At 66.3% G+C, this 16,717-nt stretch carries 13 protein-coding genes and 1 pseudogene; 8 read left to right on the top strand and 6 right to left on the bottom strand.

What is annotated here, in order from left to right:
• Positions 1–31: 31 nt before the first annotated feature.
• Together atpB and ACLMAL_RS02340 are read right to left on the bottom strand one after the other, a co-directional pair.
• A complete protein-coding gene (atpB, locus tag ACLMAL_RS02345) occupies positions 32–706 on the bottom strand; it encodes a F0F1 ATP synthase subunit A (RefSeq protein WP_328412975.1) in 675 nt (224 codons plus the stop codon).
• Between the two features lie 113 nt (positions 707–819).
• On the bottom strand, positions 820–1,179 hold the full coding sequence (locus ACLMAL_RS02340) for a hypothetical protein (RefSeq protein ID WP_411997553.1): 360 nt from the start codon (positions 1,177–1,179) through the stop codon (positions 820–822).
• Between the two features lie 510 nt (positions 1,180–1,689).
• On the opposite strand from ACLMAL_RS02340, the gene ACLMAL_RS02335 reads away from it, so the two are divergent.
• Together ACLMAL_RS02335 and ACLMAL_RS02330 are read left to right on the top strand one after the other, a co-directional pair.
• Complete coding sequence (locus tag ACLMAL_RS02335) at positions 1,690–1,917, top strand: hypothetical protein (protein ID WP_411997552.1); 228 nt, start codon at positions 1,690–1,692, stop codon at positions 1,915–1,917.
• A gap of 27 nt (positions 1,918–1,944) precedes the next feature.
• The gene (locus ACLMAL_RS02330) at positions 1,945–2,181 is read left to right on the top strand and encodes a hypothetical protein (RefSeq protein WP_411997551.1); all 237 of its coding nucleotides are present in this window, start codon (positions 1,945–1,947) and stop codon (positions 2,179–2,181) included.
• A gap of 175 nt (positions 2,182–2,356) precedes the next feature.
• Here the strand turns inward: ACLMAL_RS02330 and ACLMAL_RS02325 are convergent, their stop codons facing one another.
• Positions 2,357–3,280 (bottom strand): tyrosine-protein phosphatase, encoded by a 924-nt coding sequence (locus tag ACLMAL_RS02325; protein ID WP_411997550.1) that lies wholly within the window; start codon positions 3,278–3,280, stop codon positions 2,357–2,359.
• Between the two features lie 52 nt (positions 3,281–3,332).
• The gene (locus ACLMAL_RS02320) at positions 3,333–5,783 is read right to left on the bottom strand and encodes a PEP-utilizing enzyme (protein ID WP_411997549.1); all 2,451 of its coding nucleotides are present in this window, start codon (positions 5,781–5,783) and stop codon (positions 3,333–3,335) included.
• 168 nt (positions 5,784–5,951) lie between these two features.
• Between ACLMAL_RS02320 and ACLMAL_RS02315 the strand changes: the two genes are divergently transcribed.
• The 4 genes from ACLMAL_RS02315 (at position 5,952) to ACLMAL_RS02300 (ending at position 10,216) form a co-directional block, all read left to right on the top strand.
• On the top strand, positions 5,952–7,433 hold the full coding sequence (locus ACLMAL_RS02315) for an FAD-dependent oxidoreductase (RefSeq protein WP_411997548.1): 1,482 nt from the start codon (positions 5,952–5,954) through the stop codon (positions 7,431–7,433).
• A 117-nt stretch (positions 7,434–7,550) separates the two neighbouring features.
• Entirely contained in the window at positions 7,551–8,717 is a 1,167-nt protein-coding gene (gene hsaA / locus ACLMAL_RS02310) for a 3-hydroxy-9,10-secoandrosta-1,3,5(10)-triene-9,17-dione monooxygenase oxygenase subunit (RefSeq protein ID WP_411997547.1), read from the top strand.
• Positions 8,717–9,568 carry an alpha/beta fold hydrolase gene (locus ACLMAL_RS02305; RefSeq protein WP_411997546.1) on the top strand — a complete coding sequence of 284 codons (852 nt, stop codon included), beginning with the start codon at positions 8,717–8,719 and terminating at the stop codon, positions 9,566–9,568. Before hsaA ends, ACLMAL_RS02305 begins: the two co-directional genes overlap by 1 nt.
• A 126-nt stretch (positions 9,569–9,694) precedes the next feature.
• Positions 9,695–10,216: a DinB family protein gene (locus ACLMAL_RS02300; protein ID WP_406229565.1), complete on the top strand. Its 522-nt coding sequence runs from the start codon at positions 9,695–9,697 to the stop codon at positions 10,214–10,216.
• Positions 10,217–10,226: 10 nt separating this feature from the next.
• Here ACLMAL_RS02300 and ACLMAL_RS02295 read toward each other — a convergent pair whose 3' ends face one another.
• On the bottom strand, positions 10,227–12,572 hold the full coding sequence (locus ACLMAL_RS02295) for a helix-turn-helix transcriptional regulator (protein ID WP_411997545.1): 2,346 nt from the start codon (positions 12,570–12,572) through the stop codon (positions 10,227–10,229).
• A 103-nt stretch (positions 12,573–12,675) separates the two neighbouring features.
• Complete coding sequence (locus ACLMAL_RS02290) at positions 12,676–14,460, bottom strand: 2-isopropylmalate synthase (RefSeq protein WP_411997544.1); 1,785 nt, start codon at positions 14,458–14,460, stop codon at positions 12,676–12,678.
• A 248-nt stretch (positions 14,461–14,708) separates the two neighbouring features.
• Here ACLMAL_RS02290 and ACLMAL_RS02285 point away from each other — a divergent pair, with 248 nt between their 5' ends.
• Positions 14,709–15,374 (top strand): FadR/GntR family transcriptional regulator, encoded by a 666-nt coding sequence (locus ACLMAL_RS02285; protein ID WP_411997875.1) that lies wholly within the window; start codon positions 14,709–14,711, stop codon positions 15,372–15,374.
• A pseudogene (locus ACLMAL_RS02280) lies at positions 15,371–16,150 on the top strand (ABC transporter ATP-binding protein); the annotation flags it as partial. The gene ACLMAL_RS02285 and the pseudogene ACLMAL_RS02280, both read left to right, overlap by 4 nt.
• Positions 16,151–16,717 lie beyond the last annotated feature (567 nt).

Below are 16,717 nucleotides of genomic sequence, written 5' to 3'. Positions count from 1 at the left end.
CTCTAGCCCAGTGCTCGATCGGCGGCGCCGATCAGTGGTGTTCGTTCTCCAGCGACATCGACTGGCTGAAGTAAAGGACGGTCAGCAGCGAGAAGATAAATGCCTGGATGAGGCCGACGAAGAGGTCGAACAGCTTCCACACGGCATTCGGTCCCCAGCTGATCCAGAATGGGAACAGCGTGATCACCGAGATCATCACGCCGCCTGCGAACATATTTCCGAACAATCGCAGCGACAGCGAGAGAGGTTTGGCGACCTCTTCGATGATGTTGATGAAAACCATTGGGCCCCAACCGGTGTGCCCCTTGAGCAACTGCTTGACGTGCCCGAACGGGCCGCGCCGCACGACCCCTGCCCCTTGGTAGAAGATAAACACGAACAACGCCAGCGCGTAGACGTAATTGACGTCCGAGGCGGGCGGTGCGATGAATTCGCCCGCGCCGTATTGCACCGGTAGTACCGACAGCCAGTTCGACAGCAGGATGAAGACGAACAGCGTGACCGCCAACGGCAGCGCGAACGGCGCGACCTTCATACCGATCGCGCTCTCCACCTGGTTGCGCATCTGGACGGTCACGGTCTCGAAGAACAGCTGTACGCCATTGGGTACACCGGAAGTCAGCTTGATCCGCAGGTAGAACGCCAGCGCGAGAACAATGATCGCGGCGACGCTCGTCGACACTATGGTGTCGACGTCGAAGGCCATGCCCCACAGATGCGAGACCGCGTGTTCGCCGACCTTGATTTTCGAATCCGATGGAGCGTCGCCCTCGGCAAGGACTTGCCGCACCGGGTGAGCAATCGAAGCAGGTTGGATCGTCATGACAGCTGGCGAATCCCCTTCAGTTCGGGGACGACGGTACAGAGGACCAGAATTACTTGAAAAATGGCGATGCCGAAGAAGATTCCGATACCACTCGGTCGTGCCAGGAAAGCGACGGCGATCGAAACGGCTGTGATGCCGAACAATCGGGCTGCCGAGGAGACCAGCAGTCGCTGCTTCTTCGGCGACTCCGAATCTGCAACCCGATTGACGGCCGTTCGGGTGAGATGAGCATTCAGCCAACCCAAACCCATTCCGGCGCAGACGAACAGACCCAACAACAATCGGTCGAGGGGGCCGGCGGCGGACATCGTGAGCGCGCCGATGAGGGCTGCGACAATGGTCGCGCGGCGCATTCGGAGTGTATTCAGATCCAATTCGACACCGCCCTGGCCATCGTCCCACCTCGTAGTGAGTCGTGATGAATCGATAGCATACACACGGGCAACACAGCTGCGGGGCAAGGTTTTTGATCTTACCCGAATCGATTTACCGGTTCGGACAACAGATTTGATCTTGATCAGTGCTATATGTCCAGTCCAGCAACGATTTTGGCTGCATCCAAGCCATCGCAGACCACGCCTCACAACCCTTCATATTTCAAGGGTTGTTAAAGTCACCATCAACCGATGTTCAAATACGTTGGGCCGTACCCGGTTTCGCCGAGTCGCGCAGTAGCGGAGATTACCGAGGAGTATCCCGACCGACACCAAGAGCAGTTAAAGGAAATGTCAAAGACGATTCAAATCTGTTCGACAACAGAGTATTTGGAAGCGTGGTCCGCCAGGTAGGGTCCTGACATTCATGCCCGGTTGTCGGCGGAGGATCCGTACCCGCACGGTAAGTATCCGCGGTACGAGTTCACAGTGACCCCGGCGCAGGTTCGGGTGTTGGAATCGCGCGTCGAAGAGCTGAGCCTGGAGCTGGCAACGCGACTGCACGATAACTGGCGCGCGCCACGGCTGCTGCGCGACGGGAGTTACGAACCTAGGCCCAAGCCGACAATCGACCCGGACTGGATCGCCGCGACCGGCACCGACACGGTCGACATCGCCAACGTGGAACATCGCGACCTGCCGAAGGATTGGCAGTAGAACAATCAAGAATCGGCGCGAGTAACCGTGGAGCGGATACTGACCGAGCTACGGGCAGGACGCGATCCAGGTCGCCCTGGCTTCGTCGGACACACCTACAGCGAGATCCATGAAGCATGGCTTGATCGCAACCCGAATGCAGAAGAGGAGCAGTGGCGATTGTTTCCCGATTTGTCCGAGTACCAGAAATCGCTCGATCGGGATGTCTACCACGAAGGGCTGGCCCTGATCGACGTGCAGCTCCAGGGCCTGGGGAGACGATGACTTCGTTCGCTGTGCGGTGGGCTCGCAACGATGTGGCGGTCCCGCCAGGTATTGCACAGACATTCAAAACCGGCAGGCAGGAGATGCCGGTGCCGGACCAGGTGGCCCGACACCGACATCTCCTGCCGTGCCAGAGCTGGAACTGCGGTGTCTGCGCAGAACAGCCCCAGTGCGGCTAGCTCAACAGCTTGGCCTTCAGCACCGCGACAGTCGCCTCGTCGACACCGAGCCCACCACTGAGGAAGCTCTCGAACGAACCGTAGGACTGACGCACCTCATCGAACGCCGCATCCAGGAAGTCGCGCTGCACGCCGACAATGGGCTCCCACAACGAGCGATCGGTGACCAGCCCCTGTGCTACCAGCGCATCCAGCAGCGCCTTGTTGCCCGCGGCCAGATTGTCGTTGGACTCCAGGAAGTCGTTGTAGATCTGCCCCTTCGGGACATCGAGTGCGCTCATCAGGATCGCGGTCATCCAGCCGGTGCGATCCTTGCCCGCGGTGCAGTGATAGAGCACCCCGCCCGGCGCGGTGGCGATGTCCTTGAAAGCCGCGGCGAACTGAGCCCGCGCGCTCGGGTTCGTGACGAACCAGCGGTAGTAGGTCCGCATGATTTCGGCGCCCTTGCCGTCACCGAGCGCTTCCTGCTGTGCCGCCGGTCCGGCCTGGATCAGCCGCGACACCATGACGAAGAAGTCGTTGGCCGGATCGTAGACGGGCTGCTCGGTGCGGCGAATCGACGCAGGCAGGCGGTCGGGATCGCGGCCGGCCTCGACGGGGCTGCGGAAGTCGATCACCTGACCGATCTTCAGCGACACCAGTTTCTGCTGCTCGCCGTCATCCAGTTTGGCCAGTGCATCGGTGCGGAAGACGACACCGGAGCGCAGCTTGCCGCCACCCTTGGCCGGGTAGCCGCCGATGTCCCTGGCATTGGGCGCATGCGGGAGGCCGAGCGAGCGGTCGTGCTGGCCAGGCGACTGCAGCATCGGGGCCGCTGCGGCCGGAGCCGACAGCACCGGGACCGCGGTGGCCGGGAAAATACCGACCAACGTGGCGGCCGTTGCCACCAGGGCACCGCGTAAGGCGCGCGAGAGTGTCACGAGGGGTGTTCCTTTCCACAATGAGCCGGCGAGAATGGTTCCGGCCCAAGCTCTACTGCGCGGACACGAGCAGCGTCACGGTGCCTGCGGCGCCGTCGACACGGACAAGCTGGCCGTCGGACAGGCTGGTGGTGGCGGTCTTGGTGTCCACCACGCACGGGATGCCGAATTCGCGGGCCACGATCGCGGCATGCGAGGCCGAGCCGCCGATATCGGTGATCACCGCGGCGGCGTAGGCGAACATCGCGGTATGCCCGGTGTCGGTTACCGAGGCCACCAGGATGTCGCCGGGTTCGATGTCGTCGTCCAGCGACAGCACCAGTTTCACCCGGCCCTCCACCACACCCGCGCACACCCCGATACCGGTCAGGCTCTCGTCGGTGCCGAGTGCACCGGCGTCCGCGGCCGGTTCCCAGTGTCCGGCAATGACATCCGGCATGCGCAAGCCCTGCAGTCTGATGCGTTCGGCGCGCCTGCGCGCGACCTTCTCGGCGACATCGAACGGGGGGCAGAAGATTTCGTCCAGCGTCAGGTAGCAGGCGTCGTCGGTCTCGCGCAGTCGCCCGGCGCGGACGAGGCGGGCCGCGCGCTCGCGCACCGCCAGTCGCAAGCAGTGGGTGATCCGCACAACACCGTCGCGGGCGCGTTCCCGCGCAACGGTGGCTCCCGCCGCCATCTTCGCGGTGCGGCTCGGCGCGGCATCGACGGGTTCACGTTTGGGCGCAGGCAATTGCGCCGCGCGGGCCGCCGCACTCACCAGCAGGGCAGGCCGGTCACCGAAGGTCGGGTTGATCAGCTCGCATTCACCGGGTCCGCGGTGCCCGATCTTCGCGAGTTCCGCATCGAGAGCGGCGGCGAAAACAGGCGAATTCGCCCGTGCCGCCGCGATGTCCCCGGCTCGGGCCGCCTCGTAGAGGTCGACATCGTCACGGCACAGCTGCGCGAGCCGTTCGACCGCGAGCATGGGCTTCGCCGACTCCAGGCGGTTCAGATCGATGGGCACCTCGCCCGCGTCCTTGCCTCGGGCATGCACGGCAGTGGCGGCGCCGGTCATCATCACCCCGATCGATGCGGCCTGCCAGGCTTGATGCAGCCGGTCACGCCACAGCAAAGCGCGCACATGCAGCTGCTCGTCGGTCAGTTCACGAATCTTGTCGGCACTCAACGCCTCCGCGTGCGAAGCCGCATTGATCACTTCCGCGGATTTCCGGAAGCGGGTCGCGGTGGTCAGGACACGGGAGGTTGCCCGCAAGGTAGCCACGGTGCTCGCGAAGCCGGTGGGCATCGGCGGCTTGCCGTGCGGCTGCAGGGCGATCTCGGCGGGGATATTGCCGTAGGCGTCGCGGCGGATGCTCTCCTCGTCCCAGCCCGGCATATTCTCGGCGGCGAGCACGCCGATCGAGGCGTTGATGTAGACGTGATGACCCAGCACGGTGGTGACGCGACTCGTCCAGTGCTCCAAGGCGATTCCGTCGAGGGCGATCATGGTGCCCATGGCCTCGTTGGCGAGACGGATCGCGCCCGCATGCAGGTCGATCGTCAGCGGGGTCATCGGGCCGGGCAGCGCTTCGGAGGTGTTGGTCGCGGTGTGCACCGGGTAGCGCTCGTCGACCCGATCGTCGAACTCGCCCTCGAGACCTTCGGGTGCGACATTCGCCAGCCGATGGTTGTCCGAGGTCGCGGCACGCGACGGAATGACGTGTGACGGCAAGGGAATCGCCCCGCGCCGGGTGCGGAATCCACCGCCGTCGGGCTTGCGGCCGACCATTCCGCGCACCAGGTCGGCCATGACCTCGCGAGCCGTCCAGCCGCAGCGGAATCCCCACCGTTCCTGTGCCACAGTCGGATCGAGCAGCTGCCGACGGGCCGACCAGCCCGGCACCCACGCGGAGTAGCGCACGCCCGCCGCGCGCATCATGCCGCGCACCTCGTCTTTCGTGACGACACCGGAGGCGGCGAGCTCGACGATCTCCAGACCCTCCACCCGCTCGCGGTTGGGCAGGGTGGTGGCGGCGACGACCAGGAACCGATCCAGGTCGTCGCTGTGCAGCACTTGGAATCCGTCGTCGGATCGCGAGCCGAGAATCGACTCGAGTGCCCGTCGGGTCTCGTGGCCGATCCGGCGACCGGCCACCGGCGCGGTGCGTATCAGCAGCCCGTCGGCACCCGATGTCCGCAGGATGGTCGCCACCTCATGCTCCGACATCCGCGCCGAACGCGCACCCGCGACCACCGGAATCACCACGCGCGCATCAGCTTTGCGTGCTGCGACAGCGATCTCGGGCACCCCGGAGTCGGCCAGGTGCACAATGCCGGCACATCCGTCGACCGCTCGGGCGCAGACTCCGGCATCGGCAGGATCACCCGCGATGAACTGCACCCGGGGATCGACGTGGCGATGCCACCGGCGGTCCAGGCCGACCACTTCGTGCCCGGCGGCCAACAGCATGCGCGCCACCGCGCGACCGCTCGGCTCGGTGATTCCGGTGACCAGGACCCGCATCGATATCCTCTCCTCGTCGGCGCCGGGATACACAACGTGACGCCGTTCACACACCATCACCAGTGCGCCGTCGGAGGACCGGATTCAGTCCCACTGACCGGGAGGACTGAGTCGGCTACCGAGATGGTCGATACCGTCGCCCACCCTGCGGCCGGAAATGTCGGTCCCATGACGGTCCGGAATTCGGTGGCGCCGCGCGCCGCCGCCGAGGTGAGCCACTACGACATCGAGACCGACGTGCTGGTCGTCGGCTACGGCTGTGCCGGTGCGGCAGCCGCGTTCGAGGCGGCGCACACCGGCGCTGATGTGCTTGTGCTCGACCGGGCGGGTGGTGCGGGCGGGGCGTCGGCCATGTCCGGTGGTGAGATCTACCTCGGCGGCGGCACCCCGATCCAGCAGGCCTGTGGATTCGACGACAGCCCCGAGCAGATGGCGGCCTTCCTGCTTGCCGCGCTCGGACTGGGCGCGGACGAGCAGAAGATCGCGCACTACTGCGAGCACAGCGTGGCGCACTTCCACTGGCTGGTCGATCGTGGCGTGCCGTTCAAGCCGAGTCTGTGGGATTCGCCCGCGTGGGTGCCGCCCACCGACGACGGGCTGATGTGGCTCGGCGAGAACAGTTGGCCGTTCACCGAGATTGCGACCCCGGCACCGCGTGGCCACCGGCCGACGGCCAACGACTTCGGTGGCAGGCTGCTGATGGACACCCTCGTCGACGCAGCCGAATCCGCAGGCGCGACAGCGCAATACGACACCTACGTGACCAATCTGATTATCGGCGCGGACGGCGGCGTCGTCGGTGCGGTCGCGCGCCGCTACGGCAAAGAGCTCACCATCCGGGCTCGGCGCGGATGCGTGCTGACCACCGGTGGTTTCGTCGACAACGACGGCATGCTCGCCGCCAACGCGCCGCGCTTGCTCGGGCACACCAAGGTCAGCGCGGGCACCGACGACGGCAGCGGCATCCGGCTGGCGCAGGCCGCGGGCGCTGCGGTTCGGCACATGGCGGCCGGGCAGGTCGGCATCTCGCTCGTTCCCGCCTTCGCCGCGCGCGGCATGATCGTCAACGAGCACGGCAGCCGGTTCATCAACGAAGACACCTATCCCGGTCGCATCGGCCAGGCGGCACTGTTCCGGCAGGACATGAAGGTGTGGGTGGTGCTCGACGAGCAGGGCTACGACGAGGTACCGGAGCGGGAACGCTGGGGCGTTCGTCCGACCCATGTCGCCGAATCGGCGGCCGAGCTGGACGAGCTGCTAGGCCTGGCATCGGGCGCGCTGGCCGCCCAGATCCAGCGATACAACGACTTCGCCGCACGCGGCGCAGATCCCGATTTCCACAAGTCCGAACGCTGGCTGCGTCCACTCACCGCGCCGCTGGCCGCGATCAATGTCAAAACCGGCGTGCGCCCACCGTCGGAATCCGGCAACCGCCGCGGCACGGGCGCCTCCGTGTTCACCCTCGGCGGCCTGCACACCACCATCGACGGCCAGGTGCTCGATATCGACGGCGCACCCATCCCCGGCCTGTTCGCCGCGGGCCGCGCGAGCTCCGGACTGCACGGCGAGGGCTACATCAGCGGTACCTCCCTCGGCGACGGCAGCTTCTTCGGCCGCAAAGCCGGGACGGCCGCCGCCGCGAACATCTGACCGGCCGACATGGTTCCGATCACCGGGACTGTCGCCGTTGCACCGCCCCGGACGCACATAGCGTCAGAGCATGGCGCTTTTCGCGCCGCAGCCCAGAACCACAGGAGGACACCCGTCATGACCAATAAGGTGCTCGATCGGGTCCGGGATCTGCTTCCGGCGATCCGGGAGCGAGCCGCGGACACCGACGCCCAGCGGCGCGTTCCCGTGGCGAGCATCAGTGAGCTGACCGAGGCCGGGGTGTTCCGGATGCTGCAGCCATCGCGGTTCGGCGGCGACGAGGTCTCGCCCGTCGCGTTCTACGAGGTCATTCGTGCGATCGCCTCCGCGTGCCCGTCCACCGGGTGGGTCTCCTCGGTGCTCGGCGTGCATCCGTGGCAGCTCGCGCTGTTCCCGTTGCAGGCGCAGAAAGAGGTGTGGGGCGACGATTCCGACACCCTGATCTCGTCGTCCTATGCCCCGACCGGGCGGCTCACTCCCGTCGAGGGCGGCTACGAGGTCAGCGGCCGGTGGAGCTTCTCCTCCGGATGCGACCACGCGCAATGGGCCTTCCTCGGCGCGCTCGCGCCGGACGAGAACGGCAATCCCCGTGACTATTTGACGATTCTGGTGCCGCGGGCGGACTACCTGATCGACGATGTGTGGCATGTGGTCGGCCTGTCCGGGACCGGCAGCAACGACATCGTGATCGAGAAGGCTTTCGTGCCGCACCACCGCGCCTACAGCGCCACCGAGCAGTCCCAGCTGCGCGGACCCGGTCAAGACGCCAATCCTGCTGCGCTATACAAGATTCCGTTCGCCGGGGTGTTCTCCAACACGATCACCGCGCCGATCATCGGCGCCGCACAGGGCGCCTACCAGGCGCACATCGAGATGATGCGGGAGCGGGTGCGGCTGTCCTACGGCGGGCAGAAGGTCGCCGAAGACGGTTTCGCGCATGTGCGGGTCGCCCGCGCCGGCTCCGAGATCGACGCCGCGATTCTGCAGATGGAGCGCAATATCTCCGAGCAATTGCGCTATGCCGAAGCGGGCGAGGAGATTCCGGACGAGGTCCGCCTGCGTACCCGTCGCGACCAGGTGCGCGGCACCGAACGCGCAATCGCGGCGATCGAGCTGCTGTTCGATAATTCCGGCGGCCACTCGATTCGCAAACCCAACACGATCGAACGGCATTGGCGCGACGCCCATGCGGGCAGCGTGCACGTGATCAACGACGTGGAGCGCGCTCTGGCAATGTTCGGCCGCGGCGAGTTCGGGCTGCCGGTCGAAGATCGGATGGTGTGATGCTCAGCGCCGAGGCGACCAGTCACCACATCACCGTCGACGGGCTGAAACTCCGCTACCACGAGGCCGGTTCGGGCCCGCCGCTGGTGCTGTTGCACGGCTCCGGACCCGGCGTGTCCGGGTGGGCGAACTTCGGCGGCAATCTGCCCGTCCTCGCCGAGCACTTCCGCTGCCTGATCCTGGATCAGCCCGGCTTCGGCGCCAGCGAGCGACCGGAGGTGTACGAACGCAACTATCTGCGCATTTCCGCCGATGCGGTGATCGGACTGCTGGATCAGCTGGAGTTGCCTCGGGTGCATCTGCTCGGCAATTCCATGGGCGGTGCGGTAGCCACCCTGATAGCGCTCGAGCATCCCGATCGCGTCGAGCGGCTCGTCCTGATGGCCCCCGGCGGCGTCGGGGTCAATGTGCTCGGCCCCGAGCCGTCCGAGGGGATTCGGCGACTGCTGGACTTCACCGCGGATCCCACCCGCGAGCGGGTGCTGAGCTGGCTACGCACCATGGTGTTCGACGAGGCGGTGCTCACCGACGAGCTCGTCGACGACCGGCTCGTCGCGGCCTCGGCTCCCGCCGCGATCGCGGCCATCAGAGACGCCTACATCACCTTCGCGAACCCCGCGTTCGCCGAACCGCTGCCGCTGTGGGCACGGCTGCGGAACTTGCGGCACGAGGTGCTGATGCTGTGGGGCCGCGACGACCGGGTCACCCCGGTCGAGGGTGCGCTGCTGCCGTCCCGGCAGCTGCCCAACGCCGACCTGCGGCTGTTCGGCCGGTGCGGGCACTGGGTCCAGATCGAGCGGAAAAGTGCTTTCGAGCGCGCGGTCGTCGACTTCCTGAATGCTGGCCTGTAGGCGGCCGTCACCAGCGACGACAGCCGCCATACCGATGCCGCGGCGCCGAGGTGAACACCATCGGCGCTGCGGCTTCGGCCGTTTATTCGCAAGCTGTGTCCGACGGTTTCGGGTTACAGTCGGCCGGTGACGTGGACCGCTCCTGACATCGACCGAAGCAAGACGCCACTTATCGCCGATGAGCGTCCGATGCTGCGGGCGTGGCTCGATTTCCACCGTCGGACGCTGCTGCTCAAGTGCGCGGGACTCAATCCCGAGCAGCTCAAACAGCGATGTGTCGCGCCGTCCTCGCTGTCGTTGCTCGGACTGGTCCGGCACATGAGCGAGGTGGAACGCGGATGGTTCCGCACCGGCGCGGGTGGCGAAGCGCTGGACTACCTCTACTGCAGCACGGACAATCCCGACGGCGACTTCGACGACATCCTCGAGGCCGACGCCGCCGCCGATTTCGCTGCCTATCGCCGTGAAGTCGAACTGGCCGATGCCGCCGTCGCCGACCTGCCGCTCGATCACACGTTCATTCATCCCCGGCGCCCGACCGAGTACAGCCTGCGCTGGGTCTATGTGCACATGATCGAGGAATACGCCCGCCACAACGGCCACGCCGACTTCCTGCGCGAGCGCATCGACGGCGTCACCGGCGACTGACCGCGCCGATTCACTTCGGATTCTGGCTGACCCAGCCCGCGATCTGCGTTCGGGAGGTGAACCCGAGCTTGGTGAGAATATGGTCGACGTGGCTCTCGGCGGTGCGGATCGAGATAACGAGCTCGCTCGCGATGCCCTTGTTGCTATAACCTGCGGCGATCAATTGCGCCACATCCCGCTCCCGTCGGGTGAGCACATCGGCGGCAACGGCTTTCGTCGGCGCGGCGGCCGGTTTGGTCTCGGTGCCCAACGCGTAGTCGATGGCTTCGTCCAGCCCGAGCGCGGCGCCCGCGTCGAAGGCGGTACGGAACTCCTTGTCCCCCATCGCGACACGCACTTGCTGTCGGACCTTGTCCCCGACCGCCTGGGTCATCGCATGCGCGAGCCGCTGGGTGCTGCCGTACCGCACCGTCGACGCCGCGCCCATCAGCCTGGCCGCGCGGATCCGATCACCGTCGGCGGCGGCGACCCAGGCCAGTCCATCGAAGCCCGATGCGGTCCACACGCATCGGTCGAAGAGCCGGAACAGCTCGACCGCACGGCGCAGCGCACCGATCGCCCTGTCCTGGTTGCCTTTACGCCATTGATCCGTCCCCACCGCCCAGTAGCCGAGGCCACCGAGCAGGTGCGAACCGTGCTCGGCGGTCTCGGCGAGAAAGCGCTCCGCGATGGCACCGGCGCGGGCATCTTCGAGCACCAGCGCGCAGACATAGGCGAACGCGAGACTTTCCATCTCCGCACCATGATGCGCGCATTCGCGGGCCCGATCCGCGGCCGATTCCGCGATGTCGAGAGCACGGCGCGGATCGGCATCGGTGAACGCCAGCAGCGCCGAGAGCAGCGTGGCCTCCACCAGCACCTCGACCGCATCCAATTCCGTGCCGATCTGGACGCATTCGTCGACGAACCGCGTCGCCTCGGCGGTGTCCGAGAGCATGGCGGCGATGACCGACGCCGCCGCCAGTGCCCGAGCCCGATCGGTGGTGTGTTCCAGGTCCTTGTCCAGCGCGTCACGCAGCCAGCGATAGCCCTCGAGCAGGAACCGGTAGTGCTCCCAGAACGGTCGCAGTTCGGTGGCGATCTGCAGCCCGCGATGCGCGCCGTCCCGGTCGGCCAACGAGAATTGCAGTGCCGCACGCATATTGGCGTGTTCGCGGGTCACGTCACGGAACCAGATAATGTCCTGGCTGCCCCAGTAATCGGTGCGTCCGCGGCGAGCGACCCGATAGTAGTAGTCGCAGTGCCTGATCCGGACGGTGCGCTCGTCACCGTGCGCCCTCAGCCGGGCCAGCGCGAATTGCCGCAGCGGCTCGAGCATGGTGTACCGGCCGGTGCCATCGCTGTCGTGCCGGTGGCTGAGCACCGACTTCTCCACCAATCCGGTGAGTGCATCCAGCAGCGCGTCCTGCGGATCGACCAGACACACCGACTCGGCGGCCTCCAGGTCGAAGCCACCGGCGAACACCGAGAGTTGCTCCCACAGGCGCTGCTCATCGGTTGTGCACAGGTCGTAGCTCCACCGAATCGCGGCTTCCAGGGTTTGCTGCCGTTCCGGCGCGGTGCGCAGCCCAGTGGTGAGCAAGCGCATCGCATCGTCGAGCCGCGCGAGCACCTGGTCGGGCGTGAACATTCGCAAACGCAGCGCTGCCAGCTCCAGGGCGAGCGGGATCCCCTCCAACCGACGACAGATCGCCGCGAGCGCGCCGCGATTGGCGTCGGTAACCCGGAAGTCCGGATTGGCCGCCGCGGCCCGTTCGATAAGCAACCGCAACGCCTCGCTGTCGACGGAGCCGGCCTCGACAGCCATATCGGAGCCTTCGTCCAGGTCGGGCACCGGCAGCGGAGCCACCGGCATCACCTGTTCCCCGGAGACACCGAGCGGCTCTCTGCTCGTCGCGAGAATTCGCACCTCGGCTGTGGCCGGAATCAGCCGATCGACCAGCGCCGCGCACGCATCGATGAGGTGCTCACAATTGTCGAGAATCAGCAGCAGGCTCTTGTCGGCCAGGAACTCCGTCAACCCGGCCAGCGGCACCCTTGTGTCATCGCGCAACCCGAGCGCCTGCGCGACGCTGAATGCCACCAGTTCCCCGTCGTTGACGTGCGCCACCTCGACCAGCCACACCCCGTCCGGGAACGCGCGCCGCACTGCCTCCCCGACCCGCCTGCTCAGCCGCGTCTTGCCCACCCCGCCCGGCCCGGTCAGCGTGAGCAGCCGCGTGCTGGCCAGCAGCTTCCTGGCCGCGGCAACCTCCGCGCCCCGACCGACGAAGCTCGTCACCTCAGCGGGGAGGTTCCCTGACACGTGCCGCACCACGCTGGATACCTTCGCACGAGCGCCGCCGATATCGGGCATTTTGCCCAAGATATCGCATACTCGCGACGAGCCTGCGGGGCATGCGCTCGTGGACTCGGTGGTAGCGGACGGGGTCGAGACAGCCTTCCCCGCCCCTCGACCGCTACTGCATGCGCCGCCGCTCGAGGATGTTGACAGCGCGGACAACGGCCGCAAAGGTCGCCTCGAGCACGGAAGCGCTTCTTCCGCAGGACCATTCGGTTCCGCCGTCGGCGCGGTACTCGAGGTAGGTGATGGCCGTGCCGTCATTACCGGACCCGATGGACTGCTGGGTCAGGTTCAGCACCTCGACGCGACGTCCGATGCGGGCAAGCGCCTCCGTGAGAGCCTCGACCGGACCGGTACCGCGATGTTCGGTCCAGTGGGTGACATCGCCGACGGTCAGGGTGAACTCGTTGCTCGTGTCGGGACCGTCGCCGCGGGTACGCCACTGCTTCAGGCCTACCGGACTCGGGTCGATTGCGTCGAGGTAGCTCGCCTCGAACAGGTCATAGAGTTCGGCGGCGGTGACTTCCCGGCCGGTGTCGTCGGTGTGCGCCTGCACCTGTCTCGCAAAGTCGATCTGCAGACGACGTGGCAGATCCAAGCCGTATTCGGTGAGCAGCAGATAGGCGATGCCGCCCTTGCCGGATTGCGAATTGACCCGGATCACGGCGTCGTAGCTGCGGCCGATGTCGGCCGGATCGATGGGCAGATAAGGGACCTGCCACTCGAGTTCCCGCTCCGGGATGCCGGCAGTGTTCGCCCGCGCGCGATGCTCGGCCATCCCCTTCTTGATCGCGTCCTGATGCGTGCCGGAGAACGCAGTGTGCACGAGATCACCCACGTACGGATGCCGTTCATGGACGGACATCCGGGTGCAGTACTCGACCGTGCGCCGAATCTCATCGATATCGGAGAAGTCGATCATCGGATCCACCCCCTGGGCGTGCAGATTCAACGCCAGCGTGGCGATGTCGACATTGCCGGTGCGCTCGCCGTTGCCGAAGACGCAGCCTTCGACGCGTTGCGCGCCGGCCAGCAGGGCCAGTTCGGCGCAGGCGATTCCGGTGCCGCGGTCGTTGTGCGGGTGCACCGAAAGGATGACGCCCTCGCGCCGCGCCAGATTCCGGTGCATGTACTCGATCTGGTCGGCATACACGTTGGGAGTCGCAACCTCCACTGTCGCAGGCAGATTCAGGACCACCGGCCGCTGTGGGGTCGCCTCCCACAACGCCGTCATGCGGTCACAGATATCGAGCACGAAGTCGGGTTCGGTCAGGTTGAACACCTCGGGCGAGAACTGGAAGCGCACATTCGGCATGTCGCCCGCGAACGCGAGCACGTCGCGTCCGCCTGCCAGGATCAACTCCTGCAATTCGTCACGGTCCTTGCCCAACACCATGTTTCGCCAAGTCGGCGCGGTTGCGGTGTACATGTGAACGACCACATCGTTGCGGATGCCGCGAACCGATTCGACGGTGCGCTCGATCAGATCTCTTCGGGCGGGGGTGAATACGACGATCGCGACGTCCGCCGGTGCGATATCGGTGTCCGCGATCAACCGGACGAAGTCGAAATCGGTCTGCGATGCGGAGGGATAGCCGACCTCGATCTCCTTGTAGCCCATCGCGACCATCAGTTCGAAGAAGCGCCGCTTGCGGGCCGGATCCATCGGTTCGGCCAGGGCCTGGTTGCCGTCGCGCAGGTCGACAGGCACCCACAGTGGCGCATGGGTGAGTCGCGCATTCGGCCATTCACGGTGCGTGAATGGCACATCCACGCGATCGTAGACCGTGCGATAGCGGTGCGACGGCATCTGGGAATGCCGCTGCCGATTCCACACCGGGGCGGTGGCAGGCACGTCACCGGCTGGTGTCGCAATGGTGGGGAAAACGCGGATACTCATGTTCGGGTCTGCTTCCTGGCCGTCGGCCGTCACAAAAGGAGTGACCGGCCACGACAAAGCCCCACGGCGGGGGGCCGGTCGTTCAGGCCCCGCCGTGGCGGCTAAGGAGAAGCATGGTGCGCGTCATGATGGCTAGACTATACACAACTCCTCAGACAAGTAGAGAGGTTGTGATGGTTCCTCGAAGCACACGGGCGGACGGAGATCCGGGTGCGCCGCAGCGTCGGACCCCCGATCATCCGGCCGCTATGCAGGTGCGACGCCATCCGTTGGCGGCTCAGGCTGCCGAACTGTTGCTGGCGCGCATCCGCCACGGCGAATGGCCGCTCGGTCACCGGCTGCCCGGGGAAACCACCCTCGGCGCCCAACTCGGCGTCGGCCGGTCGACACTTCGTGAGGCCATCCGAGAGCTCGCGGGCAAAGGTGTACTCGATAGCCGCCAAGGCGCGGGCGTCTTCGTCATCGCACTCGATGTCACCGAGGACTGGGACGTCGTACTGCGCCGCGCCACCATCGTCTCGGTGATCGAGGCCCGCATCGCGATCGAGGCCGAGGCCGCCGCGCTCGCCGCGCAGCGTCGCACCCCCGCCGATCTACGCGCGATCCGGCGTGCGCTCGCCGCACGGGAGACCCGCGCCGAGCCGATCCCCGAGCATGTGGACGCCGATATGGCCTTCCACCGCGCCGTGATCGTCGCCGCACACAATGACGTGCTGACCCAGCTTTTCGATACCTTCCTGCCCCGGCTGCGCACGGCGATGATCGACATGCTGAAGATTCGCCCGGTTCCCTCCGAACCGGCCGACCACGACGCCCACATTCGGCTCACCGATGCGATTGCACACCGAAACTCCACGGCCGCAGCAGCATTCAGCCGCTCCCACCTGTCGACATTGAAGGAGGCGTTCACGTGACCCGCACACCGGTGCTCGAACTGGCAGACGTGACATTCCGCCGCAAGGGCAAACACATCATCGACGGCATCTCGCTCACCGTGCACGCGGGCGAACACTGGGCTCTGCTCGGCCCGAACGGCGCGGGCAAGAGCACCCTGCTCGGCTTCTGCGGCGCGGTTACCTTCCCGACTTCCGGCACGGTCCGGGTGCTCGGGGAGCAACTCGGCCGGGTCGAACTGGCGCGCCTGCGCCATGCCATCGGTCACGTCAATCCCCGCCACCCACTGCGGTACCCGCTGACGATCCGTCAGGTCGTGCTGACCGGCATCACCGCCACCATCGACACCCCGATGCGCTGGACCCCGACCGCTGACGAACTGCGCCGCGCCGACGCCATGATCGACACCGTCGGCCTCAAAGGCAAAGCCGAAGACACCTGGCCCACCCTCTCCCAGGGCGAACGCGGTCGCACCCTGATCGCCCGCGCCCTCGTCGGGCAGCCGCGCCTGCTGCTGCTCGACGAGCCGTCCACCGGGTTGGACGTGGCGGCCCGCGAACAATTGCTGGAAACCATCGACACCCTCGGCGACACGCACCCCGAGGTCGCCTCGGTGCTGGTCACCCACCACCTCGAGGAACTCCCGAATACCACCACCCATGCTCTGCTCATCGCGGACGGCCGCACCATCGCCTGCGGCCCCGCCATCGACACGGTCACCACCGACAATGTCACCGCCGCCTTCGACCACCCCGTCCACGTCACCTACAACCACGGCCGATGGACTGCCCGCGCCGCCCACCACACCGGCCCGTGGGCAGCGCCGACCGCAGTGAACTTCCAGCCCAGCGGGATGACGAAGCACGGCTCGCACACATGGGCGTCTTCATCGACATGGGTGCCTGTCACTGCCTGGACGGCCAACACCAGTTCATACCCAGGATCCACAGTGTCGTCGAACCAGCTGGTGGTGCAGGGCGCAAAGACCGCCGCCGCAGTGTCGGCGGCAGTTGCCTGGACCGGGAATTTCGTCGGCCGCTCGCACACGATCCGAGTCGTCACGCAGTCGGGAACAGTGCTGGGTACGAGCTCGACGTCGACGGCATCGTCGGGCACGCTGACCGTCGGCGTGTCCGAGGTCGACCTGACCGGTGTCACCTCGATCGGGCTCGAAATGAACTCGAGCGGTTTGAGTTCGGGCAACGTGTCGTCCGGCTCGAGCTTCTTGACCATCACCTAGCTTGAGTTTTAACCTGTGCGGCGTGGTCGCGGCCCGGCGGCTTTGGATGCTTTCTGGTTGCTGGGCGTCTTGATGTGCACGTCGTAGCGTGGTGCCGGGTGCTGGTTGCGGTGTCCTGCGGGT

The sequence above is a fragment of the Nocardia sp. CWNU-33 genome (assembly GCF_046764895.1).
In the GTDB taxonomy this organism is placed as follows: domain Bacteria; phylum Actinomycetota; class Actinomycetes; order Mycobacteriales; family Mycobacteriaceae; genus Nocardia.
Note: the sequence above shows the minus strand (reverse complement) of the source record. Positions and strands in the feature narration are given on the sequence as shown.